The 24931-nt window shown below is 36.9% G+C and carries 21 protein-coding genes, 3 tRNA genes and 1 pseudogene; 23 read left to right on the top strand and 2 right to left on the bottom strand.

From position 1 onward, the window contains the following. From K5Q12_RS00605 to K5Q12_RS00565, 9 genes are all read left to right on the top strand, one after another. Entirely contained in the window at positions 1 to 915 is a 915-nt protein-coding gene (locus tag K5Q12_RS00605) for a PTS system mannose/fructose/sorbose family transporter subunit IID (RefSeq protein WP_281418925.1), read from the top strand. A gap of 144 nt (positions 916 to 1059) precedes the next feature. Then, a complete protein-coding gene (locus K5Q12_RS00600) occupies positions 1060 to 1440 on the top strand; it encodes a DUF956 family protein (RefSeq protein WP_220741828.1) in 381 nt (126 codons plus the stop codon). Next, on the top strand, positions 1437 to 2270 hold the full coding sequence (locus K5Q12_RS00595) for a YitT family protein (RefSeq protein WP_220741827.1): 834 nt from the start codon (positions 1437 to 1439) through the stop codon (positions 2268 to 2270). The genes K5Q12_RS00600 and K5Q12_RS00595 overlap by 4 nt, the downstream gene beginning before the upstream one ends. Before the next feature lie 136 nt (positions 2271 to 2406). After that, complete coding sequence (gene groES / locus K5Q12_RS00590) at positions 2407 to 2691, top strand: co-chaperone GroES (protein WP_220741826.1); 285 nt, start codon at positions 2407 to 2409, stop codon at positions 2689 to 2691. Positions 2692 to 2767: 76 nt separating this feature from the next. Beyond that, a complete protein-coding gene (gene groL / locus K5Q12_RS00585) occupies positions 2768 to 4387 on the top strand; it encodes a chaperonin GroEL (protein ID WP_220741825.1) in 1620 nt (539 codons plus the stop codon). Between the two features lie 136 nt (positions 4388 to 4523). After that, entirely contained in the window at positions 4524 to 4934 is a 411-nt protein-coding gene (locus K5Q12_RS00580; RefSeq protein ID WP_220741824.1) for a flavodoxin, read from the top strand. A 111-nt stretch (positions 4935 to 5045) separates the two neighbouring features. Continuing rightward, positions 5046 to 5489, top strand: coding sequence for a DUF3290 family protein (locus K5Q12_RS00575; protein WP_220741823.1), 444 nt, complete (start codon positions 5046 to 5048; stop codon positions 5487 to 5489). Then, positions 5486 to 6130, top strand: coding sequence for a DUF421 domain-containing protein (locus K5Q12_RS00570; RefSeq protein ID WP_220741822.1), 645 nt, complete (start codon positions 5486 to 5488; stop codon positions 6128 to 6130). Before K5Q12_RS00575 ends, K5Q12_RS00570 begins: the two co-directional genes overlap by 4 nt. A gap of 45 nt (positions 6131 to 6175) precedes the next feature. After that, entirely contained in the window at positions 6176 to 7063 is an 888-nt protein-coding gene (locus tag K5Q12_RS00565) for a prenyltransferase (RefSeq protein WP_220741821.1), read from the top strand. 100 nt (positions 7064 to 7163) lie between these two features. Here K5Q12_RS00565 and cbpA read toward each other — a convergent pair whose 3' ends face one another. After that, complete coding sequence (gene cbpA, locus K5Q12_RS00560) at positions 7164 to 7808, bottom strand: cyclic di-AMP binding protein CbpA (protein WP_220741820.1); 645 nt, start codon at positions 7806 to 7808, stop codon at positions 7164 to 7166. A gap of 119 nt (positions 7809 to 7927) precedes the next feature. Between cbpA and pth the strand changes: the two genes are divergently transcribed. From pth to K5Q12_RS00500, 12 genes are all read left to right on the top strand, one after another. After that, positions 7928 to 8497: an aminoacyl-tRNA hydrolase gene (pth, locus tag K5Q12_RS00555; RefSeq protein WP_220741819.1), complete on the top strand. Its 570-nt coding sequence runs from the start codon at positions 7928 to 7930 to the stop codon at positions 8495 to 8497. A gap of 44 nt (positions 8498 to 8541) precedes the next feature. Next, on the top strand, positions 8542 to 12063 hold the full coding sequence (mfd, locus tag K5Q12_RS00550) for a transcription-repair coupling factor (RefSeq protein WP_220741818.1): 3522 nt from the start codon (positions 8542 to 8544) through the stop codon (positions 12061 to 12063). A 12-nt stretch (positions 12064 to 12075) separates the two neighbouring features. Continuing rightward, positions 12076 to 12372: an RNA-binding S4 domain-containing protein gene (locus K5Q12_RS00545; protein ID WP_220741817.1), complete on the top strand. Its 297-nt coding sequence runs from the start codon at positions 12076 to 12078 to the stop codon at positions 12370 to 12372. Positions 12373 to 12436: 64 nt separating this feature from the next. Beyond that, a complete protein-coding gene (locus K5Q12_RS00540; protein ID WP_220741816.1) occupies positions 12437 to 12829 on the top strand; it encodes an FtsB family cell division protein in 393 nt (130 codons plus the stop codon). A 31-nt stretch (positions 12830 to 12860) separates the two neighbouring features. Beyond that, positions 12861 to 14168 carry a tRNA lysidine(34) synthetase TilS gene (gene tilS / locus K5Q12_RS00535; RefSeq protein ID WP_220741815.1) on the top strand — a complete coding sequence of 436 codons (1308 nt, stop codon included), beginning with the start codon at positions 12861 to 12863 and terminating at the stop codon, positions 14166 to 14168. Continuing rightward, positions 14168 to 14707 (top strand): hypoxanthine phosphoribosyltransferase, encoded by a 540-nt coding sequence (gene hpt, locus K5Q12_RS00530; protein ID WP_220741814.1) that lies wholly within the window; start codon positions 14168 to 14170, stop codon positions 14705 to 14707. Before tilS ends, hpt begins: the two co-directional genes overlap by 1 nt. Before the next feature lie 23 nt (positions 14708 to 14730). Further along, positions 14731 to 16824 (top strand): ATP-dependent zinc metalloprotease FtsH, encoded by a 2094-nt coding sequence (ftsH, locus tag K5Q12_RS00525; protein WP_220741813.1) that lies wholly within the window; start codon positions 14731 to 14733, stop codon positions 16822 to 16824. A gap of 64 nt (positions 16825 to 16888) precedes the next feature. Then, positions 16889 to 17788, top strand: a complete 900-nt coding sequence (gene hslO / locus K5Q12_RS00520; RefSeq protein WP_220741812.1) for an Hsp33 family molecular chaperone HslO — start codon at positions 16889 to 16891, stop codon at positions 17786 to 17788. A 113-nt stretch (positions 17789 to 17901) separates the two neighbouring features. Continuing rightward, entirely contained in the window at positions 17902 to 19383 is a 1482-nt protein-coding gene (gene lysS, locus K5Q12_RS00515) for a lysine--tRNA ligase (RefSeq protein ID WP_220741811.1), read from the top strand. 75 nt (positions 19384 to 19458) lie between these two features. After that, positions 19459 to 19531: transfer RNA gene (locus K5Q12_RS00510), tRNA-Asn, on the top strand. Positions 19532 to 19658: 127 nt separating this feature from the next. Beyond that, positions 19659 to 19731, top strand: a tRNA-Asn gene (locus K5Q12_RS00505). Positions 19732 to 19766: 35 nt separating this feature from the next. Continuing rightward, positions 19767 to 19839 (top strand) — tRNA-Thr (locus tag K5Q12_RS00500). Between the two features lie 683 nt (positions 19840 to 20522). On the opposite strand, the gene K5Q12_RS00495 is transcribed toward K5Q12_RS00500, so the two are convergent. Continuing rightward, positions 20523 to 21695 carry an MFS transporter gene (locus K5Q12_RS00495; RefSeq protein WP_220741810.1) on the bottom strand — a complete coding sequence of 391 codons (1173 nt, stop codon included), beginning with the start codon at positions 21693 to 21695 and terminating at the stop codon, positions 20523 to 20525. A 325-nt stretch (positions 21696 to 22020) separates the two neighbouring features. On the opposite strand from K5Q12_RS00495, the pseudogene K5Q12_RS00490 reads away from it, so the two are divergent. Together K5Q12_RS00490 and K5Q12_RS00485 are read left to right on the top strand one after the other, a co-directional pair. Further along, positions 22021 to 23341: pseudogene (locus K5Q12_RS00490) on the top strand (APC family permease). A gap of 99 nt (positions 23342 to 23440) precedes the next feature. After that, positions 23441 to 24832, top strand: coding sequence for a DUF2130 domain-containing protein (locus K5Q12_RS00485; RefSeq protein ID WP_220741809.1), 1392 nt, complete (start codon positions 23441 to 23443; stop codon positions 24830 to 24832). The last annotated feature ends 99 nt before the right edge of the window (positions 24833 to 24931 follow it).

Genomic DNA, 24931 nt, shown 5'->3' with positions numbered 1-24931 from the left:
ATGATGGCTGAAAAAATCGAACTAACACGTAGCAATCGTATGTCTGTCGCATGGCGTTCACAATTCCTTCAAGGATCATGGAACTATGAACGTATGCAAAACGTCGGTTGGGCTTACTCATTAATCCCAGCAATTAAAAAATTATATAAAACTAAAGAGGATCGTACAGCTGCATTGAAGCGTCATTTGGAATTCTTCAATACACATCCATACGTTGCTTCACCAATTATTGGTGTGACACTAGCTTTGGAAGAAGAACGTGCTAATGGTGCAAAAATTGATGACACGGCTATTCAAGGTGTGAAGATTGGTATGATGGGACCTTTGGCTGGTATTGGTGATCCAGTGTTCTGGTTTACAGTTCGTCCTATTCTTGGTGCCTTAGGTGCATCATTAGCACTGTCAGGGAATATCTTAGGACCTATTTTATTCTTCGTTTTGTGGAATGCTATCCGTATGTCGTTTATCTGGTACACCCAAGAATTCGGATACAAGGCTGGATCAGCGATCACTCAAGATTTGTCAGGTGGCTTGCTTAAAGACATCACAAAGGGCGCCTCTATTTTAGGAATGTTTATCTTGGCTGTCCTAGTTGAACGTTGGGTATCAATTAAATTTGCTGTTGAATTGCCAGCTAAAAAGTTAGCTGAAGGCGCATATATTAAGTTCCCAAATGGTTCAGTAACTGGTGGGAAGTTGCAAGAAATCTTGTCACAACAAGCATCTGGCATGTCATTAACAAAGATGGCACCAAATACTTTACAGGCTAACTTAGATAGTTTGATTCCAGGATTAATGGGATTGCTATTAACTTTCTTGGCTATGTGGCTACTTAAGAAAAAGGTATCACCTATTGTTATGATCATTGGTATCTTCATCTTTGGAATTCTAATGCATGCTCTTCATATCATGTAAAATTCACAAAGCAAATAAAGTGCGCTCGTCAATTGTGGCGGGCGCCTTTGTACATAAAAGATAAAAACTATGGTATTAAATAATTTAATGATACGATGGATGTAATACTATCAGTTAATGATAGAGGTTTTAAAAGGAGATAATATGGTTCAGTCATTAAATATAAAAGCACAGCTTGCAACTAAGGGGATTTCCTACTTGGGGATAGGTGCACAGTACGGTAAATTTTTGGTAGGTGATCGTGCTTTTGAATTTTTTAACGATAATAATGTTTCTGACTATATTCAGATTCCTTGGGAAAATGTGACCTATGTCTACGCTAGTGTATCTAGAAATAAAATAAGTCGTCGTTTTAGAATTGAAACTGATAAGGCGAATTTTAATTTTTCCTCTCCTGAATCAGGTAAGATATTAAAATTAATACGTGAACATATCGGGAATGACAAAGTGCTTAAGAATCCAACACTGGTTTCGCGTATTAAAGCATTATTTAAAAAGAAACAAATAAAGAAGGACACTAAATGAAATTATTGCATAAATATCAAATCTTACGCTATGCAACAATTGTTTTGGCATTAGAAATTGTAGCGATTAGTATTAATTTCTTTTATGCGCCAGCAAAAGTAGCTGCCGGAGGTGCAACAGGTTTTGCCATTTTAATTAATGAGCTTTTAGGTGTTGATCGAGCGATAACAGTGTTGGTTGTTAATATTATTATGATATGTCTCGCAGCCTTCTTTTTAGACCGTGGCACGACAGCTAGAATTACACTAGGTAGCTTAATTTTACCGGTTCTTCTAAAAATTACGCCAAGCTATACAATTTTAACAGATCGCACATTCTCAGTATTGGTGGGCGGATTTGTTTTTGCTACGGGTGTGGCGATATTATATCGTGTTGATGCTTCGAGTGGTGGGACAGCCGTACCACCAATGATTTTAAAAAAATATTTTCGAGTTGCACCAGCCGCATCGTTACTCCTCATTGATATGGTTGTGTCTCTCGGAAACTTATTTACAGAGGGTATTGAGGCATTATTATTGGCTTTCTTTTCATTAGTTGTCACAGCAGTTGTGATGAACTACATTGAAACCGGTCTTGATAGACGTAAAATGGTTTACATTACAAGCAATGAACGTATTGCTGACATCAAACAATATCTATCTGACAATGAAACAAGTTATACAGCAATGGATGTTAGAGGTGGATATACTGGTGATAATCGTGAAATGTTAATGGTGATTATAGAAAATCAAGATTACAATACATTGATTAAGGCAATTCATACGGTTGATCCAAACGTATTTATGATTGCTTATGATATTAGTGAGGCACATGGTGGAACATTTATATAACACTTAACACTATCTGCATAACACCTTAAGTGGTGTTTTTTTTATTGACAAAACTAGTGAACGTGATATACTTATAACTGTAATTAGCACTCGTGTAAAAAGAGTGCTAAAACTAAAAAATCGGAGGTATTGTCTCATGTTGAAGCCATTAGGTGATCGCGTGATTATTGAAGTAACAGAAGCTGCAGAACAAACAGTTGGTGGCATTGTTTTAGCAAATAATGCCAAGGATAAGCCAGTAACCGGTAAAGTTATCGCTGCCGGTTCTGGGTATGTCTTAAACGATGGGTCAAAGCAAAGTTTGACAGTCAAGGAAGGCGACACTGTTTTGTTTGACAAGTATGCTGGTCAAGAAGTTACTTTTGAAGGAACAGATTATCTTGCACTACATGAAAAAGACATTGTTGCAATTGTTGAGTAACAATTTAAAGTTAATAAAAACAAGTGCTTAATCCAAATATTAACAATTCAAAAATTCTAAAGAGGTATTTAAAAAAATGGCTAAAGAATTAAAGTTTTCAGAAGATGCACGCTCAAAAATGAAGGCTGGTGTTGACAAGTTAGCTGACACTGTTAAGACGACTATCGGTCCTAAGGGACGTAATGTTGTTCTCGAGCAATCATATGGTGCACCAACAATTACAAATGATGGTGTAACAATTGCTAAAGCAATTGAATTAGAAGATCATTTTGAAAATATGGGGGCTAAGCTAGTAGCTGAAGTTGCTTCAAAAACAAATGATATTGCTGGTGATGGCACAACAACAGCAACAGTTTTGACACAAGCAATCGTTGCAGAAGGTTTGAAAAATGTTACAGCCGGTGCAAACCCAGTTGGCATCCGTACGGGTATCGAAAAGGCAACTGCGGCTGCTGTCGCAAAATTGCATGAGATGTCACATACAGTTAATACAAAAGATGAAATTGCTCAGATTGCTTCAATTTCAGCGGCTAATGAAGAAGTAGGTGCTTTAATTGCCGAGGCAATGGATAAGGTTGGTAATGACGGTGTCATTACCATTGAAGAATCAAAGGGTATTGAAACAACACTCGATGTTGTTGAAGGTATGCAATTCGATCGTGGTTACATGTCACAGTACATGGTGACTGATAATGACAAGATGGAAGCAAACTTGGATAATCCATACATCTTAATTACAGATAAGAAGATTGGTAATATTCAAGATATTTTGCCTGTGTTACAGGCTGTTGTTGAGCAAGGTCGCGCGATGCTAATTATTGCTGATGATATCACTGGTGAAGCATTGCCAACACTTGTTTTGAACAAGATGCGTGGTACATTTAATGTTGTTGCGGTTAAGGCACCAGGATTCGGTGATCGTCGTAAAGCACAACTTGAAGACATTGCTATCTTAACTGGTGGAACAGTCATTACCGAAGACCTTGGTTTGAACTTAAAAGATGTTACAATTGATCAACTTGGACAAGCAAGCAAGGTTAATATCACTAAGGACGATACAACAATTGTTGAAGGATCTGGTGATAAAGATGCTGTTGCTTCACGTGTTGAAACAATTAAGCAACAAATTTCTGAAACAACGTCTGACTTTGACCGTGAAAAGTTACAAGAGCGTTTGGCAAAGTTGGCTGGCGGTGTTGCTGTGATTAACGTTGGTGCAGCAACTGAAACAGAACTCAAAGAACGTAAGTATCGTATCGAAGATGCTTTGAACGCAACACGCGCTGCTGTGGAAGAAGGTTTCGTTGCTGGTGGTGGTACGGCTCTTGTAAATACAATTTCTGCTGTAGAGGCACTAAGTGAAGAGGGAGACGTACAGACAGGTATTAATACTGTGATCAAGGCGCTTGAATCACCAGTACGTCAAATTGCTGAAAATGCTGGTCTTGAAGGCTCAGTAATTGTTAACAAGTTGAAAGATCAAGACGAAGGATTTGGTTACAATGCGGCAACTGATGAATGGGTTGATATGATTGCTGCTGGTATTGTTGATCCAACTAAGGTAACTCGTTCAGCTTTGCAAAATGCAGCCTCTGTATCAGCATTGCTATTAACTACTGAAGCTGTCGTTGCGGAACTACCAAAGGATGATGCAATGCCTGCAATGCCACAAGGTGGTATGCCAGGCATGATGTAATGAAGTGATACAGTCAAACGATAACCTTTTTGATAGGGTTTATCGTTTTTTTGTGAATTGATAAAGCTTCAGGGTTGCGGTATACTATCATAGAAACTAATTAAGAGTTGCCAGCGAGCAATCATTGGAGGCGTATATGATCATTTACTTTTCACAGGGTGGGCATACGAAAAAGGTTGCAGAGGAGATAGCCAACAAAACAGGCGATCGCTTATATGCTATCGAACCAGTTGTACCCTATCCAAGTAGTACAATATTAGCAACGCCACGTATTACTAAGGAAATTGCCACACAGAGCATACCAGAAGTCAAAAAAGCGCCGACAGATGTGTTATCAGATGATACGATATATCTCGGTTATCCAATGTATGGCATGGACATGGCACACGCTATGCGCGGATTTTTGGCAGTAAATGATTTATCCGGAAAGACGATTAAGCCTTTCATAACGAGCGGAACAAGCACCGTTAGTATGAGTCTCAAAACGCTCCAACAATTAGCCCCAAATAGTGTTATCGATAACAGTTTTGATACTAAACAGTTATAGAAGTGTTTTTTAATTAAGATGAGTAAAGCGCAGCTGTTTGTAATAAACATAAACTGCGCTTTTTATTGTTGTTTGAATTGTTTTAAAAAGCGGTCGTGGGAGAGATAGATTGTGAATTTTTATAGTGTTAATTTTTTAAGTCAGAATGCTAACTTGAACGATACTATTGTCATTTATACTATGGTAGTTGTTTTTGGATTAATGGCGGTTGGTGCAGTTGCCTCATTACGAAATCGGTATAATACTAAATATCGAGACTTAAGTATTATTGCATTATTGTTGTTTTTATTTTTAGCAGGTGCTAGATATACAGACTATGAACAAGCAAAGTCAAATGATACACAAGTAACGCAGATGCCTTCTTTTGCACAAAAAGTTGCTGAGACACAACATGTAAGTAAAAATGACCTCTATTTTAATCAAAAAACAATCAATGATGGCATGATTGTTAAAATAAAGGACAAGTTTTTTCGGATGACAATTAGTCCTGACCAACAGTCTTATACATTAACGCGAACTTATATTACAGTAAAGGAGATTAACTATATCAAATGACAACCTATTTTCCGATTTTAATTAAATTAGCGATTGGTTTGTTAGCGTTAATTATCCAAATTAATATTATGGGTAAAGGTAATTTAGCGCCTACATCAGCACTAGATCAGGTTCAAAATTATGTATTAGGTGGCATTATTGGGGCAGTGATTTATTCCGATACCATTACTATTTTCCAATTTACGATTGTGCTTATTATTTGGACGATGCTCGTGATGTCGTTGAAATTTGCTAAGCAACATAACAACCTTGTTAAAAAGCTAATTGATGGGCAACCACGCGTCGTGATTGAACGTGGTCAAGTTCATGTCGATAATGTGTTACGTGCCGGTATGACGGCTGATGAATTAATGTTTAAGCTACGGACACAAGGGATTTATAAAATTGCAGACGTCAAGCGGGCTATTTTGGAGCAGAATGGGCAATTAACTGTGATAGAATTTGGTGATGATAGCATTAAGTATCCCATTATTTACGATGGCCAAATTAATGTGGATGTATTAGAGATGATTGATAAAACGGAAGACTGGCTCAATGATCAGGTTAAGGCACAAGGTTATCAGCACATTGGCGATATTTTTATTGGTGAATTTATTGATGGTGAGGTGCGGTTAGTTGCTTATCATAAAACTCAAAGTTAGCTGACGATATTTTTCTGGTAAAATAAAAGACTAGAGGTTGAAAAAATGACACCAAAACAGTTTTTAGACTTAGTTGAGATTCGTGTTGTGATTCCTAGTGTGGCCCCTTTAATGGTCGGATTAGCCTATAGTCAGTGGCAATATGGCCGTTTAAATTGGATCAACGCACTATTACTCATAATCGCGACAGTATGCGTTCATTTAGCAGTTAATACATTTAATCGCTATGAAGACTCAAAACGACAAAAAGAAAATGAGTTTTTGCGTGAAGCAGCACAAGGTGAAGTGATTTCTAACAAGCAGGTACTGTACGTTGCTGCAGGGTTGGCATTGATTGCCGCTTTAGCAGGTGTTATTGTCGCCTTGCGTACTGATTATGTGACGTGGGTTATTGGTATCGTCAGCTTTTTAATTGGGTATTTGTACTCGGCAGGACCAAAACCCATTACTAATACGCCTTTTGGGGAAATCGTTTCAGGTATCACCATGGGTTATTTCATTTTTGTGGCCCAGGTATATGTCAATACACGTATGGTACCGATGCCAAGTGTATTATGGCAATGGTTTGTGGTTAGTTTACCTTTAACGGTGTTCATCGCAGAAATTATGTTGGCCAATAATATCGCAGACCATGCTGAAGATGAACGTAACAATAGACATACGATTGTTCATTATACTGGTATCGCTGCCGCAAAAAAGCTTTATCTATTTTGGGCAATACTAGCCGTGGCGGAATTGTTGATTGTTACTTACGTTGGTTGGTTACCGGTGACAAGTTATGCAATTATTATTTTGTTACCTTTGATTATCAGCAATGCGCGTCATTTTACTGCCCGCCCAATCAAAGAAGAGACATTTATATTATCGATTAAAAACCTAATTATTTTGATGTTAGGAATGACAGTAGTGATTGTTGTTGGTATAATTTTATAATTAAAAAGGTTAGGTTTCTTTTACAGGAAGTTAACCTTTTATTTTATAGTAAATAAAAAATCGCCTTGATTATATATCAAAACGATGCGTTATATTTAGACTAATTAAAACGTTGTAGATCTTCAATACTAGTGACTTTAAAATGCTTTTTTTCGAGATGAGAAACGATTTTATCCAGTTGAGGATTTTCAATATCTATTGGCAATGTAAACATTAGCGAAACGGTACCATCTTTAGATTGTAAGCTTAAAACTGATTCGATATAAGCATATCGAGAAATAATACCTGAAATAACTTTTAAATCACCTTGACTATTGTGTGAGGTAACAGATACAGCTACACCACCAGTATGTACAGACCAACTTTGTGATAAGAGATCCATTAAGACATCATGTGTAAATATACCAGTAAAATAATGATTTTCATCTAAAACCGCAATAAATGGCAAATCTCTAATAGCAAAGAATACTTCGTAAAACTGGCTAGTAGTGTAAATAAATTTAGTCGAATTACGCATAATTGCTGTGACAGGCAGATTGATATCGCCTTTTTTTGCAATGTGTTCGTAAACATGTTGTTTATAAACATTGCCACGAAAGAGTTTACCAGATTCATCTAAAATTGGCATAGTTCTAGTATGGGCTTCATTGGGAGAATTAAACAATTCATTTACTTCAGCAATAGTTGTATTTTCAGTCACAGTTGTGAGTTCTGATTTTGGTTTAATTAATGACTTATGAATCATATGCGCACCCTAAAATTAATTTTTTTATCATGAAATAGCCATATATCATGATAACACACAATTCTGTTATACTGGTAAATAAGATTTATAATTTTATTGAGGATATACGTATAATAAAAATGAAATATATTATTGGATTAGGGAACATTGGTTCCGAATATGATAAGACACGTCATAATATTGGTTTTATGGCCATAGACGCTTTTGCTGAAGTTAACCATGTGACTTTTTCACCTAGCAAACACTTTGCAACTGTTGCAAAACTAGTAGTCAATGGGGAACAAGTGTTACTCGTTAAGCCGACAACTTATATGAATGATTCTGGTAAGGCTGTTCGGGCAGTATTAGATTACTACGGTGGTGATATTGAGCAAGATGTATTGGTATTAGTCGATGATATGGACTTACCTTTTGGAAAACTAAGATTCCGTGCAAAAGGTTCTGCAGGTGGTCATAATGGCATTAAGTCAATCATCTCACATACTAATTCTCAGAACTTTTTACGTTTAAAATTTGGTTTAGGGCATCCCCAACATGAGAAACAAGCAGTCATTAATTATGTGTTGGGTAAGTTTACGACTTCTGAACAACCACAAGTCAACGACATGTTGGATAAAAGTAATGAGGCACTGACCTATTGGATAAAGGGTAGTGAAGCAAGTGAGTTAAGTAATAAGTTCAATGGTTAATAGCTATTGAACTTATCTTAATAATGAGGGAGTAAGATAATAAAATGCTGATTGATTTTTTAGCAAAAACAGCAACAATTGAAAAACTTAATGAGGGTGCAATTGAAAATTCAAGTCAACTATTATTAGGTGTTAATGGTAGTGCTAGAGCGGCAAGTATTGCAGCCTTATATCGTGCTAAAAAGAAACAGATACTGGTTGTCACTGATACTCAAGTTCATGCTGATCAACTATTTTCAGATTTATCAAGCTTAGTACCGGATGTTCTTAATTTTCCAGCTGAAGAATCTTTGGCAACGGAAATGGCTATTAGTTCACCAGAATTAAGGCTACAACGAGTTAATACATTATTAAAATTACAATCAGCGCAACCGACAATTGTTGTTGTAGCACTCTCGGGTATGGAACGACTACTACCTAATCCTCAAACAGTGAACAAAGCGCAATTAACTTTGAAAGTTGGGATTGAATACCGTATATCGACTATTAAAGATCATTTAATGATGATGGGATATGAACCGGCTAAATTAGTTCAAGGTCCAGGTGAATTTGCACATCGTGGCTCAATTATTGATGTCTATCCGTTGACTAAAGATAATCCCGTGCGATTAGATTTTTTTGGTGATGAATTAGATCAGCTGAAATCTTTTGATGTGGCGACACAAAAAAGTATTGATACGCATCAAGTAATCACGATTGATCCAGCAACAGATTTCATTGTGTCAGAGGATCAGTATGATGTTGCTAAATCTTCACTAGAAAAAAGCTTTAACAATTATCGAGCAACTTTATCGGGAGTGAGTAAAAAACATGCCACAGATGGATTTGCATTAACCCAATCTATTTTGAATAACCATGAGCGAAGTAATCATTTGCTACCTTATGCAAAGTTTTTCTTCAATGGACAATATACACTGTTAGATTATTTTGATGACAATTCAGTGATAATCATAGATGAATATACAAGACTAAAAGAAACAAAGCATCAACAAGTATCTATTGATCAAGATTGGTTATTCAGTCAGTTAGAGTCTTACAAATTATTACCTAATCAAGACCTACGTGCAGATATTGATGACGTATTATCACAAACGCATAGTGCCAAAATTTATTTAGCGAATTTTAATCGTGGTCTTAACAAACTAAAGTTTACAAACATGATCGAAGTTACTACTAGACCAGCGAATCAATATTACGGACAATTATCAGCTTTACAGAGTGATTTAACATATAGCTATGATTCAGGCAATACAGTTATTTTGCTTATAGAAGATGATAAACGACGAGCTAATTTCTATCAATCTTTACAAGAGTCGAAGATACCTATTAAGCAAACAAGGGACATTGACCCACATACTATTCAGCTCATGACCGGTAGTTTGTCAGCTGGTTTTGAATGGCCTAAACTTCATTTAATTGTTCTAACGGAACATGAGTTATTTGCGAAATCGAGAAAATCAGCACCACGTCAACGTAAAATTGCCAACGCTGAGAGACTAAAAACATATAACGAACTTAATGTTGGAGATTATGTTGTTCATGTGAACCATGGTATTGGCCGATATGAAGGACTCACGACGATGACGGTTGATGGGGGTAAGCAGGATTATCTTTCAATTGCTTACCAAAAAAATGCCAAAATTTTTATTCCAGTTACTCAGTTAAATTTAATTCAAAAATATATTGGGGCTTCAGATGCGGCACGAGCACCTAAACTAAACAAATTAGGCGGAACAGAATGGGCTAAAACAAAACGTCAAGTTGCGGCTAAAATAGAAGATATTGCAGATGATCTGTTGGATTTGTACGCACAACGAGAAGCGCTCTTGGGTTATGCCTATCCACCTGATGATACTGGACAGTTGAAGTTTGACACAGCTTTTGGGTATCCAGAAACACCTGATCAAATTCGTTCAATTGAGGAAATAAAATCAGATATGCAAAAGTCTCGTCCGATGGATCGTTTATTGGTTGGAGATGTTGGCTTTGGTAAAACGGAAGTGGCTTTAAGAGCAGTATTTAAAGCAGCCCATGCTGGAAAACAGGTCGCTTTCTTAGCACCCACTACAATACTAGTGCAACAACATTATGAAACGATGTTAGCTCGGTTTAGTGATTTTCCAGAAATTAGAATTGGGGTATTGAGTCGATTCCAGTCAGTTGCACAAAATAAAGTAGTCATACAAAAGTTAAAATCAAATGAAATTGATGTTGTTGTGGGCACACATCGTTTATTAAGCAAAGATGTTGATTTTGCTGATCTGGGGCTACTTATTATCGATGAAGAGCAGCGATTTGGTGTTAAGCATAAAGAAAAACTCAAACAACTTCGAAATAGTGTAGATGTGTTAACATTGACAGCAACACCGATACCAAGAACGTTAAATATGGCAATGGTTGGCGTACGAGATTTATCAGTTATTGAGACACCACCAGCGAACCGATATCCGATTCAAACATACGTTTTAGAAGCAGATTGGGCAATAGTTCGTAATGCTATTGAGAAAGAAATAGCTCGAGATGGTCAGGTATTTTATTTACATAATCGAGTCGCTGATTTAGATCGAGTTGTTAGTCAAATTGAAGATCTAGTACCATCTGCTAGAGTGGCTAGTATTCACGGTCAAATGTCTGAAACGCAATTAGAAAGTGTTCTCTATGATTTTTTAAATGGGAACTATGATGTTTTGGTGACAACAACGATTATAGAAACAGGTGTTGACATACCTAATGCAAATACACTAATCGTTGAAAATGCTGATCACATGGGATTGTCCCAACTATATCAATTGAGAGGGCGTGTTGGACGATCAACACGTTTAGCTTATGCTTATTTTACATATCCTTTTTCACGTACACCAAGTGAAGAAGCAGAAAAACGTCTTGAAGCAATCCGAGATTTTACAGAACTAGGTTCAGGATTTAGAATAGCTATGCGCGATTTAAGTATTCGTGGTGCGGGTGATTTGCTGGGTAAGCAACAACATGGATTTATTGACTCCGTTGGTTATGATATGTATACTGAAATGCTTAAAGAAGCAGTTGCTAAAAAACAAGGGCATGTCATGCCTCAGACAGATCATGAAACAGATGCTGAAATTATTTTAGGTGTGTTAGCATACTTACCTGACGAATATGTACCAGATAATGCACAAAAAATTGAACTCTATACTCGTATTCGGCAAGCAAGAACAGATGCTGAATTTGAAGAAATCGAAGCAGATATGTTGGATCGTTTTGGCGAGATGCCGGATGAAGTCGCACGTTTGCTATTAGTTGGGCAAATTAAACAATTAGCGGATCAAGCCCAGATAACTAATATTAGAAGACAAAAGAAGCAACTAACTATCCAATTTAATCAAGAGGCTACTCAGCAACTTTCTGGAGAAGCAGTGTTTGAAACGTTAGCTAACGTACCACTCAAAGCTGCAGTAAGAACGGAATCTGGTAATCTACAAGTTATATTAACTGTAAATGATGTTGCTGAAAGTAGTATATGGCTTAATATTTTGAGAGAGTATTTCATCACGGTAATAGCAAAGAAACAATTAGTTGAATTAAACTAGAAAGAGAAAAATATGCGTTTAGATAAATTTTTAAAAGTATCACGTTTAATCAAACGTCGAACAGTTGCAAAGGAAATCGCTGATCAAGGCAGAATTTCAATTAATGATAAAGTAGCGAAGTCTTCTTCAGACGTTATGACAAACGACACACTTGAAATACGTTTTGGAAATAAGACATTAACCGTTAACGTGCTAAAAATTGTAGAAACAACTAAAAAAGAAGAATCCGCTGATATGTATGAAGTCATTAGCGAAAGTTATGCTAACGATTACAGACAAGGTGGGGATGAAGACGGTATCAAAGATTAAGCATTCTTAAAGATTGTTGAAAAAATGATAAGAACGTGCCACACTAGCATTAGGTTAAATTCATATGTCAAGCCAAAACAGACGACAATCGAATAGACAACGTGTTAATCCGCAAATTCAGCAAATTATTCGCAATTCTGAGCCGGAAAATATGAAAGCTAGACGCCATTATATGAAAGCTCATGCAGCGCGAGAAAAAAGAATTTTGTTTTTTGGGGCTATTTTAGCGGCTATATTTGCTGCGCAATTATTAGTTAGCGAATTCAAATTACATTCTGCTAATGTATCGTTAACTAATACGCAAAGTCGTCTGATAGATATTGAAAAAATAAATGCTAATTTAAAAGCAGATAGCAAGCGGCTGAATGATCCTTCTTATCTTCAGCAAATTTTAAGAGATAAATACGGGTACACAAAACAGGATGAGATTATTTACAATCTACCTACGGAAAAATAAAACTAAGGCACCTTAGGGTGCTTTTTCTATCATGACAGACAAAATAGACAAGCAAATTAAAAAAAATCACTGGGAAAATACCGTAATTGTTGCCGTGTCAGGTGGTGTTGATTCTGTTGTTTTATTATATGCACTGCGTGAAGCATTGCCAAAATTGCATATTATAATTGCACACGTTAATTATCATTTGCGCTCAGAAAGCGATGATGATGCGCGTTTTGTTGCGCAATTAGCAGACAAATTCAATGCAACATTTGAACAAATTGAATGGTTAGATATACCTCAAAAATCAGTTGAAAAAAAAGCGCGTGAGTTTCGTTATCAATTCTTTTCAGATTTAGCAAAAAAATATTCGACACATACAATTATTGTTGCCCACCATGCAGATGACCAAGCTGAGACAGTTCTATTAAAACTAGTACGTGGAGGACAATTATCACAACTATCTGGTATGGATGGTAGTAATCAAAATATCTTTCGACCGTTTTTGGGGATAACTAAGCAAGAAATCATAAATTATGCACAAAAAAAGGGGCTATCTTGGCGAGAAGATAGGACAAATCATGATCCGAGCTATACACCGCGTAACTTGCTTCGTAATGAAATCATTCCTAATTTGAAAACAATTAATCGGCAAGTAGTTTACCATATCAACGATTTTGCTAAACAAATTGCTGAACAAGAGCGTCTTATTAAAAGTCAAGCTAGTCAGTATGCTGAGGCATTTGAAAAGAATTGGACCAGCGTACCTGAACTATGGTTAGTTGTAACAATTAAGGTTTATTTGCAGCAAAAAGGTTTGTATCAGTTTAAAGAAAGTCAAATTAAACAGATTCATTTATTATTACTAAACAATAAAAAAACAAACGGTTTTGTGCAATTGTCAAAAAATTTGATGTTTGTTAAAAGTTATCAACAAGTTTATCTGACAAACACATCAGAAATCACAAATACCATGCAAGTTTTACCAACAGTTATGTTAAAATTAAATCAATGGCAAAAATTTGCAGATGAGGCGTTCAAATGGACGGATAATGACTCTGATCTTAATGTGGAAAAGTTGCCATTTTCAATGATAACTAATGAACCATTTGTTTACTTGCGTCCAGCAAAAGCAAGTGATAAACTTGCAATCATAAACGGACATAAAAAATTAAGACGTTTAGCAATTGACGAAAAATTATCACAAGCTGAGCGACAAAAAATGGTGGTTTTATCCACACCAAATGATGAGATTATCGCAGTTAAAGTTCGCCAGCATTGGCGCATCAGTACAAATTTTGTCACCAAACAAGATGCTAAGCTATACTGGCTAGCATGGCGAATTGAGGAAAGATAGTGGATAACGATATACAAGAAGTATTGTTTGACCAAACGAGCATACACGATGCAGCAGTTCGTTTAGGAAAACAAATTACACAAGACTACGCAGGAGAAAGACCCGTTGTTTTGTCGGTACTCAAAGGTGCCTACTTATGGACGGCCGATTTATTGCGTGAAGTGGACTTATACGTAGACTTAGAATTTATTAATGTGTCAAGTTATCATGGTGGTGTTAAAAGCACTGATGAAATTACACTTGTCACAGATATAGGTTCCGATATTAAAGGACGTCATGTTCTGATTTTAGAAGACATTGTTGACACAGGTCAATCATTACTCTTCATGAAAGAATTACTTGCCAAACGTGGGGCTAAATCGATCAGCGTTGCGACATTATTGGATAAAAAAGAAGGTCGTAAAGTTGATATTACAGCTGATTATGTAGGCTTTGATGTCCGAAACGAATTTGTTGTCGGCTATGGTCTTGATTACAAAGAAATGTATCGAAACCTACCTTATGTAGGCATCTTAAAAAAAGAAGTCTATTCAGACTAACTTCTAGAAACTGAGGAAACTTAATGAATAATAATAACAAAGGTGGTTTCTTAAAGAGTTCAGTATTCTATATTTTCATTTTCCTTGCTGTTGTCGGCATGATTTATGGTCTTTTTGGGAACGATAAGTCATCTTCAAAGACATTGACATCAAGTGAATTTATGAAAGCACTGAATGACAAGGAACTTAAGTCAGTCACTGTTCAACCAGGTAACGGTATTTATAATGTTACTGGAGAATACCGTTCAGCACAAAGTACAAAAGGTGATAAAGGGTTAAACATCTTACAACCAGCACAGAAGGTGACACGTTTTACATCAACTTTGTTGCCTAATGATGCTTCATTAAAATCAGTTACCCAAGCAGCTTCTGACACAGATACTGATGTGGTCACCAAGCAACAAGAGTCTTCTGGTTTCTGGTTAAACCTCCTAGTCTCACTTATTCCTGTTTTGCTTATTGTTGGTGTGTTCTACCTTATGATGAGTCAAGCCGGTGGTAAGGGCGGACAAGGTGGTATGATGAGCTTTGGTAAATCCAAAGCTAAGCCATCTGATCCCAAAGATAACAAAGTTCGTTTCTCAAATGTAGCTGGTGCTGAAGAAGAAAAGCAAGAACTTGTTGAAGTTGTTGAATTTTTAAAGTCACCAAAGAAGTTTGTTAGCTTAGGTGCACGTATACCAAAGGGTGTTTTGCTTGAAGGACCTCCCGGAACTGGTAAAACTTTGCTTGCTAAAGCAGTTGCTGGTGAAGCCAACGTACCTTTCTTCTCGATGTCTGGATCAGACTTCGTTGAAATGTTTGTCGGTGTTGGTGCTTCACGTGTACGTGATTTATTCGAGAATGCTAAAAAGTCTGCTCCTGCAATTATTTTCATCGATGAAATTGATGCCGTTGGTCGTCGACGCGGTACCGGAATGGGTGGCGGAAACGATGAACGAGAACAAACATTAAATCAAATTTTGATTGAAATGGATGGTTTCGAAGGTTCCGAAGGTGTGATTATCTTAGCATCAACGAACCGTTCAGATGTTTTGGATCCTGCGTTGTTACGTTCAGGTCGTTTCGATCGTAAGATATTAGTTGGTGCACCGGATGTTAAAGGTCGTGAAGCGATCTTAAATGTCCATGCAAAGAATAAGCCATTGGCAGATAATGTTGATTTGAAGGCGATTGCACAACAAACACCAGGATATGTGGGCGCTGATCTGGAAAACTTGTTAAACGAAGCAGCATTACTTGCAGCTCGTCGTAACAAGAAAAAAGTTGATGCCGCTGATATTGATGAAGCGGAAGATCGTATTTTCCAAGGACCAGCTAAAACTAATCGCGGAATGTCAGAGCAAGAGCGTAAGACAACGGCTTATCACGAAGCGGGTCATGCATTGGTTGGTTTGGTACGCTCTGAAGCCTCAGTTGTCCGTAAGGTAACAATTGTGCCACGTGGTCGTATTGGCGGCTATGCTTTGATGACACCTAAAGCGGATCGTTATAATTTGCGTTATTCTGAAGCTAAAGAGCAACTTGCAGGTTTGATGGGTGGTCGTGCATCTGAAATATTCATGTTTAATGAAGCAAGTTCAGGCGCCTCAAACGATTTCCAACAAGCTACAGGTTTGGCACGTCAAATGGTCACAGCTTTTGGTATGTCTGACAAGCTAGGAATGGTTCAATTAGAAGGTAACGCTAGTGTTGGCTATGCTGAACAAGCTGGTAACCGTAGTTACTCTGAAGAAACAGCTCGTCTAATTGATGAAGAAGTACGTCGTATTACCAAAGAAGCCTTTGATGATGCCTCTGCTATCTTAGCTGAAAACAAGGATAAACTAGTCGCAATTGCTGAAGCATTGCTTGAAGTTGAGTCTCTGGATGAGCGACAAATTCGTGATATATATGAGACTGGCCATTTCACACGTAAAGAACTTCAAGATGATGATGAATTAGCAACTGCAAAGTCTTTTGAAGAATCTAAAGCTGCTGTTGATGCTAAAGATTCAGAAGCAGAAGAACGTTATGAACATCATGAAGCAGCAAAAAATGGTGATGATTCTGAAGTATCAGAAGTTGAAACACCTGATGATGCACCAATTGATGACAAAGACGATAAAAATAAGTAAAATAAGAGTTGACGTGAAACGTCAACTTTTTTATTTTAAAGCTAAGAAAAAAAGAAAGTACATTATGTCAGATCAATTTATAAAAACAATCACAAAAAATAAATACTTTCGTGCATTTGCACTTGATGGGACACAATTCGTTCAAGAAGCAGCTGCTGCACATGAAACATCTCGACTTGCATCTATCGTTCTAGGACGCGGTATGTTAGCGACTACTTTGACAGCACAATCGGTTTTAAAAGGTGAAGAACGCATGGCCATTCAAATTAATGGGCGTGGACCGATTGGTAATGTTGTTGTCGAAGCAGATGCTAAAGGTAGTGTGCGTGGTTATGTTACCAATCCTCAACTAGAAGCTATTGTTGATGAAAATGGTAACTTAGATGTGGCTCAAGCTGTCGGAAAAAATGGTGCGTTACAAATTACAAAATTTGCGCCATATTCCAATCCATATATTGGACAAAGCCAATTAATATCTGGAGAAATTGGGGATGATTTCACGTACTATTTGGCGCAATCTGAGCAAATTCCTTCTGTTGTTGGGGTATCTGTATATATGGATCATGAAGATCAAGTGCAAGCTGCAGGTGGTTTTTTAGTCCAAGCTTTACCTGATGCTACTGAACAAGCGATTGACGACTTAGAATTAGCATTGAAAAATATGAAACCATTATCTGAAATGTTAACAGATGGTTATACACCATTAGAAGTTTTAGAAGAAATTTTTGGAAAAGGCGAAGTTGAGATATTACAAGTAGCAGGCGTTGGTCTTGCAGCCGAGCCAACTAAAGAGGCTTATCAAGAAATGTTGACTACATTGCCTGAATCAGAAATCCAAGCAATGATTGACGAAGATGGTGGTGCTGAGGTTGTGGGAAAGTTCTCGGGAAAGCGATACTTTTTCACAGTCGAGGAATTAAATGACATTATCGCAATCATTAGGCAAAAAAGTGATGATGCGTAACCTTTGAGCTTCATAATATTTTTTGTTATAGTTATTAATGGTAAAAACTTTAAAAATGAGTTTAACATCTTATTAAAATGGAGGAAAGTGTTCTTTTAGAACACGCTACACACATGGCAGAAGAAAAAGCCCTCAATGATCAAATGTTGGCAAGACGTCAAAAATTAGCCACAATTGTTGATGATTTACATTTGGACCCTTTTGGTAAGCGTTTTGAACGTTCAGCCAAAGCACAAGAATTACATGATTTGTATGATGATAGTTCATTAGAAGAATTAGAAGCCGGTCAGCATGAAGTCATCATTGCTGGTCGTATGATTGCTAAGCGTGGTGCAGGTAAAGTTATCTTCGCTGATTTCCGCGATGTTTCAGGAAAGATACAAGTCTATGCAAAACGTGATGATCTGGGTGAAAACTATCCTATTATTAAGCGTGCCGATTTAGGTGATTTTCTTGGTATTAAAGGTATCATGATGAAAACTGAAGCTGGCGAATTAACAGTTTTGGCAACAGAATTGACGCATTTAACTAAGGCTTTACGTCCCATGCCAGATAAGTTTCATGGTATTGCTGATGTGGAGACACGTTACCGCAAGCGCTATTTAGACTTGATTGCAAACGAAGAATCATTTAAAAAGTTTCAATTACGTTCAAAAATTATTTCAGCAATTCGTGCTTATATGGATTCGCAAGACTTCATGGAAGTTGAGACGCCTATTTTGCAAACTGAAGCTGGTGGTGCTGCAGCCCGACCATTTATTACCCATCATAATGCATTGAATATCGATATGTATATGCGTATTGCAACTGAGCTTTACCTTAAGCGTCTTGTTGTTGGTGGTTTTGAACGAGTATATGAAATTGGTCGTATTTTCCGTAACGAAGGTATGGATCCAAAGCATAATCCCGAATTTACTACCATGGAGACGTATGCTGCATATATGGACTTTACAGACGTTATGGATGAGACTGAAGGAATCTTCAAAGCTGCTGCTGCAGTCGTATCTGATGATCTTAAGGTAACATATCAAGGCACAGAAATTGATCTAGGGTCAACGTTTGCTCGTAAACATATGGTAGATTTGATTAAAGAGCAAACAGGCATTGATTTCTGGCAAGAAATGTCTGTTGAAGACGCACAAAAGTTAGCTGATGACAAGCACGTTAAATATGAAAAGTATTGGGGTGTTGGACACATTATCAATGCGTTCTTTGAAGAGTTTGTTGAAGATACATTGATTCAACCAACTTTTGTATATGGACATCCAGTTGAAGTGTCACCATTAGCTAAGCGTAATGCTGATGATAAGCGCTTTACTGATCGATTTGAACTATTCATCATGGGTAGTGAATATGGTAATGCCTTCACAGAGCTAAACGATCCTATTGATCAACGTGGACGATTTGAAGCACAAGTTGCCGAGCGTGAAAATGGTAACGATGAAGCTGAAAATATTGATGAAGACTTTATTGAAGCATTAGAATATGGTATGCCACCAACGGGTGGCTTGGGCATTGGAATTGACCGTTTGGTTATGTTACTAACAGACTCAGATACAATTCGTGATGTTTTGTTGTTCCCAACAATGCGATAATAAAAAAGTTTTGAAAAAAGCTTGACACAAACAGCACTTATTAGATATAATGATTAAGTTGTGTTAAGCAATTATTCCGACTTAGCTCAGTTGGTAGAGCACCTGACTGTTAATCAGGTTGTCGCCGGTTCGAGCCCGGCAGTCGGAGTTATATGAGAAGCAAATCTTTCAAGATTTGCTTTTTTTGTGCCATTTTTATAGGTATCTTTATCGTAAAAAGTGTTGACATTTTTAGTCAAAACTGGCATAATTAAATAGTTGTGTTAAGCAATTATTCCGACTTAGCTCAGTTGGTAGAGCACCTGACTGTTAATCAGGTTGTCGCCGGTTCGAGCCCGGCAGTCGGAGTTATAATGATCAGGTAACCTCAGCGTTATCTACTTGCCGACGTAGCTCAGTTGGTAGAGCACGGGTATCGTAAACCTGGGGTCGGAGGTTCGAATCCTCTCGTCGGCATCAAATAAAAAGCAACTATGTAAAATCACATAGTTGCTTTTTTATTTTGTTATAATAACAATAGATACATGAGTTATTACTTAGTCATTATGAACTTGGAACAATCATTCGAGGCAACCAAAAATGAATATGACTCAAGAGAAAGTAATGAATCTTCATCTAGGAATTTCCGATCAAAAAAATAGGTGGTTAATGTCACTCGATTCAACTTAACTGGTCAATTATTATGTGATTTATACATTTAATATATATTACTCTTTTCGAATTCTGCCATTTGTGTTTGCTATTAAGATAAATCAGTCAAATCTGCAATTGTTGAAAGAGAGTCTGCGCATGAATAGCGATTATTTGTACAAAGTCATTAAACGATCATTGCTAAAATTACAGGCTAAAGCCAATCAAAATGAGATAAACAGAGAAAAACTTATACCATATATTAAAACCTATCAAAAAGATTTAACGATATTAAAACGTAAAAAAGAACTACTAATCCAAGTGAACTTACTAGTGAACATCTGGCGATGCTATATCAAAATCAGGCTACCGTTGTTGACAATGAAGTCCTTACAATGATGAAAAAAACTGAAATGATTATACATGATTTAGCGAAGCGCCCAAGGCGTGACAGGTACGTTAAATACTAGTAAAAACACCGTACAAGCAATTGTACGGTGTTTTATCGTTTACGATGTTTTAAACTTGACAGTAAAGGTTAATAGGCTAGCGATAACTAGGATAACAGCAACAAAACTATAAGGTAATAAATTATTGATATCGAGTAGTACGCCACCTAAAACTGGACCAACAATATTACCAACACTTGTCAGTGACATGTTTAATCCATTAATAAATCCTTGCTGTTCACGATCGACCTTTGAAAGCATTGTAGTGATAGCAGGACGTAAAATATCAAACCCAACAAATATAATCAAGGTGGCAATAAAAACCTCCCATTTACTTTCTGAGAAAAGAATCCATAAAATTGAGAAAAAACCAGCTATAAAACTAATCCGAATAACCATGAGTTCGCCAACTAAAGCAACTAATTTTTCAAACAAAATTACTTGGAAAATTAATGATACAGCACCATTAATGACTAAGAACCAAGCAATTTCAGTTAAGTTAAAGCCACGTACATCGTGGAAGTATAGACTAAACATATTTTCAAATGCAGATAAGCCAAATGACGCAACAAAGATCATCAGTAATAACATAACGAGTGCTAGTGTCCAACAACTGCGAATCGCATTTGTATTTGAATGGGATATTTCATTAGAATGTGTGATGCGCAATGCCTTATCTTTTGGCATGAAAATAATAAAGATAAAGAATGCAACAGCGCCCAGTAATGCTGAACCGATAAATGGTAAAGTATGATTAATATTAGCTAAAACACCACCAATTCCAGGACCTAAAATGATACCACCACTAAATGAGGCTGATAGCCAACCAATCACTCGTGCACGATTCTCATCTGTGGTCATGTCAGCTGCAAGCGCTGTAATTGAAGGGATAGAGAAAGCGGCAGATAACCCACCTAAGGCACGTGCTAAATTTAAGAGCCACAGACCGTTTCCGATACCAAAAGCAAATATGGCTTCAGAAATAGCAAAAAATAACAAACCAGCCGCGATTAAAGGGACACGTTCAAATTTATCAGAGATTTTACCAATAATAGGAGAAGCAATAAACTGTACAGCAGCAAATAAAGCAGCCATAATACCCATATCGGTTGCCGTAAGACCCATATCGTCTTTAATGTAAGGTTCAACGGGGATGATTAACCCAATACCCAGCATAATTAAGAGTTGAGAACCAACTAGTAGAGCCAGCGCTCGTTTTTGGATTGTTGTCATGAATTGTTTCACGCTCTTTTTCAGTTTTGTAAAAAAGTGTATAAAAAAGAGGACGTCGCATTGACAACGCCCAGTCTACATCCACTACTGCAGGATAACGCAGATACGAAAAGTTCGTATCATTATTTATTTATATCTATTCAGCGTATCATCAAACAAAATTCGTGTCAATACACTTACAAAAAAATAGTATAAAAAGCGAACTTTCGTTAAAAAAATCTATTAATGTTTTGATAATAATCTGAAAAGAGGTATGTTTGTGATGTGAAAAACTGTTATTATAGAAGATATGTTTAATCATTAAATGGAGAAATAGAGGAAAAACATGGCTGCTGATCAAAATCTTAATCGCACCATGACATTGGTACCCGCAATCTCAACAGTTGTAGGTACTGTCATTGGCGCTGGTGTTTTTTATAAAGCTTCGACTGTCGCAACAGCTACAGGTTCGACAAGTATGTCGTTGTTCGTTTGGCTATTTGGTGGACTGATTAGTCTCGCTGCTGGATTGACGGGAGCTGAATTAGCCGCTGCCTTACCACAAACTGGTGGTATGTTGGTTTATATTGAACGTGCCTATGGGAAGCTTGCCAGCTTTTTACTAGGATGGGCGCAAATTATTATTTACTTTCCTGCCAGTATTGCGGCTAAAGGTGTCATTTTTGGGACACAAGTAGCTAACCTTATGCATTGGGGGGCAGGGGCAATTATTCCATCAGGAATTGCTGCTTTAGTCTCAGTTGCATTGATTAATATGTTAGGATCTAAGATTGCTGGGCAATTCCAGTCAATTACGTTAGTGTTTAAGCTCATTCCACTAGCTTTAATTATTGTGTTTGGCTTATTACAACCGGGTGGCGTTGAAGTGTCACTATTCCCAGTATCACCAGGTCACGATGCAACATGGGCTACTGCAATGGGAGCTGGTTTGTTAGGTACAATGTATGCGTATGATGGTTGGATTCACGTAGGAAACATTGCTGGTGAAATGAAGAACCCAAGTCGTGATTTGCCACGTGCCATTGCTGGTGGATTGATCGGCATCATGGTAATTTATTTGTTGGTTAACTTTGTATTCTTGCATTCATTACCATTCCATGCCATTCAAGGTAATGAAAACACAGCTATGGATGCAGCACAACATATTTTTGGGGGTATCGGTGGTAAGTTAATTACTATTGGCATCTTGATTTCAATTTATGGTACGTTGAATGGGTATACTATGACGGGTATGCGTTTACCTTATGCCATGGCATTAGAAAAGGCTTTGCCATTTTCAAACAAACTCGTTAAATTAAATCGTTTCAAAATTCCTTACGTTGCTGGTATCTTTGAATTAGTAATTGCTATTGCACTCATGTTTGCTGGTGGGTTTGATACATTAACTGATATGCTGGTCTTTGTCATTTGGCTATTTTATACATTGGTCTTTGTTGCTGTGATTAAGTTACGTAAAACAGAACCAGATTTGAAACGTCCTTATCGTGTACCAGGTTATCCATTTGTACCACTTGTGGCTGGCTATCTTAGGTGGTGTCTTCATCATTGGTATGACTTTGGCAACAGAGTTTAAGTTAGCTATGATTGGTGTGATCGCCACTTTAGCTGGATTACCTTTATATTACTTCATGAAAAAACGTCAATAAGTTGAACTGAGTCTACGTCTGTAGGCTTTTTTGTTGTTATAATAAACTTAGTATGCGCTTATTCAAGCGTTAATTTAGAGTGTGGGGGTTATTTTATTCATGGCAAAAGTTAAATTTCATATTGCATCACAAACAGAATTGGTACTTGACCAAGATGCACATGTTGGAGATATCATTGATTTGACTGATGAACAAAACATTGATACTAGTATTATAAATGGCAAAATTGCAGACATTTTGGACGATAAATTGTTGCAAGCTCGTGAAGAGTGGCAAGTACAGCAAGAAAAACAATCAAAAATTGAATTAGAAAATCAACTCAATTCACAAAAACAAACGTTGCAAGAAAAAATTACAGAGAAAGCAGCACAAATCATTGCTTTAGAAACCAAAATTGTATCACTCACAGAACAAAATAAAGCTGAATTGGAATCAAAGTTAGCACAAAAAGAGTTAGACTTAAAAGATACCATTGCTAAAAAAGAAACAGAGATTGCACAATTACAAGTCAAAATTGAGTCCGTTAAAGAGCAGAGTAAAAATGAACTTGAGACAGCGTTAGTTAAAAAAGAGGCAGCAATTCAAAGTGACTTGGCAAATCGCAATCAAGAATTAGCGGATCTGAAGTCTCAGTTGCAATTAAAGGACCAAGAGAAGCAGTTACAGCTCGCCAATGTGCAAAACCAATATGAGGCACAATTGAAGACAGCTAATGAACAGGTTGAGTTTTACAAGGATTTTAAAGCACGGCAATCGACAAAAGAAATTGGAGAAAGTCTTGAGCAATATGCCATGACTGAATTCAATAAAATTCGTCCGTATGCTTTCCCAAAAGCTTATTTTGAAAAAGATAATACGCTGTCAGAAACAAATTCAAAAGGTGATTTTATTTTCCGAGATTATCAAGATGACTTAGAGTTTATCAGCATTATGTTTGATATGAAAAATGAAGCGGATACGACAGTAAGTAAGCATAAAAATGCTGATTTCTTTAAGGAATTAGATAAAGATCGACGTGAGAAAAACACAGAATATGCCGTACTTGTTTCAATGTTAGAATCTGATAGTGATTTGTATAACACGGGCATTGTTCAAGTGCCAGATTATGAAAAGATGTACGTTATTCGTCCGCAATTTTTCATTCAATTCATTGGGGTATTACGCAACGCAGCATTGAATTCAGTGGGTTATAGAAAAGAATTAGAGCAAGTTAAGGAACAAAATATCGACATTACACATTTTGAAAGTGATTTAACGCAGTTCAAACATGCCTTTGGTAAAAATTATGAAAGTGCATCAACTAATTTTAAAAAAGCTATTGATGAAATTGATAAGTCAATTGCACGTATGGAAGCTGTCAAGAAAGCATTAACTACTTCAGAAAATCAACTACGCCTAGCTAATAATAAACTGGAAGATGTCAGTGTTAAGAAATTAACACGTGGCAATCCTACAATGAAAGCGAAATTTGATGAGGTTCGGGGAGAGTAAAAGCAATGGGGTATTAAATTACACTTATTTCACTTAATCGTGACATATATTTTATTTGAAGAGCAACGTTTTGTTGCTTTTTGTTTTGGGGTGGTTTGA

Origin of the sequence: Leuconostoc palmae (assembly GCF_019656075.1) — a bacterium.
Classification (GTDB): Bacteria; Bacillota; Bacilli; order Lactobacillales; family Lactobacillaceae; genus Leuconostoc; species Leuconostoc palmae.
The sequence above is the reverse complement of the archived record's forward strand: the minus strand, read 5'-3'. Positions and strand labels throughout refer to the sequence as shown.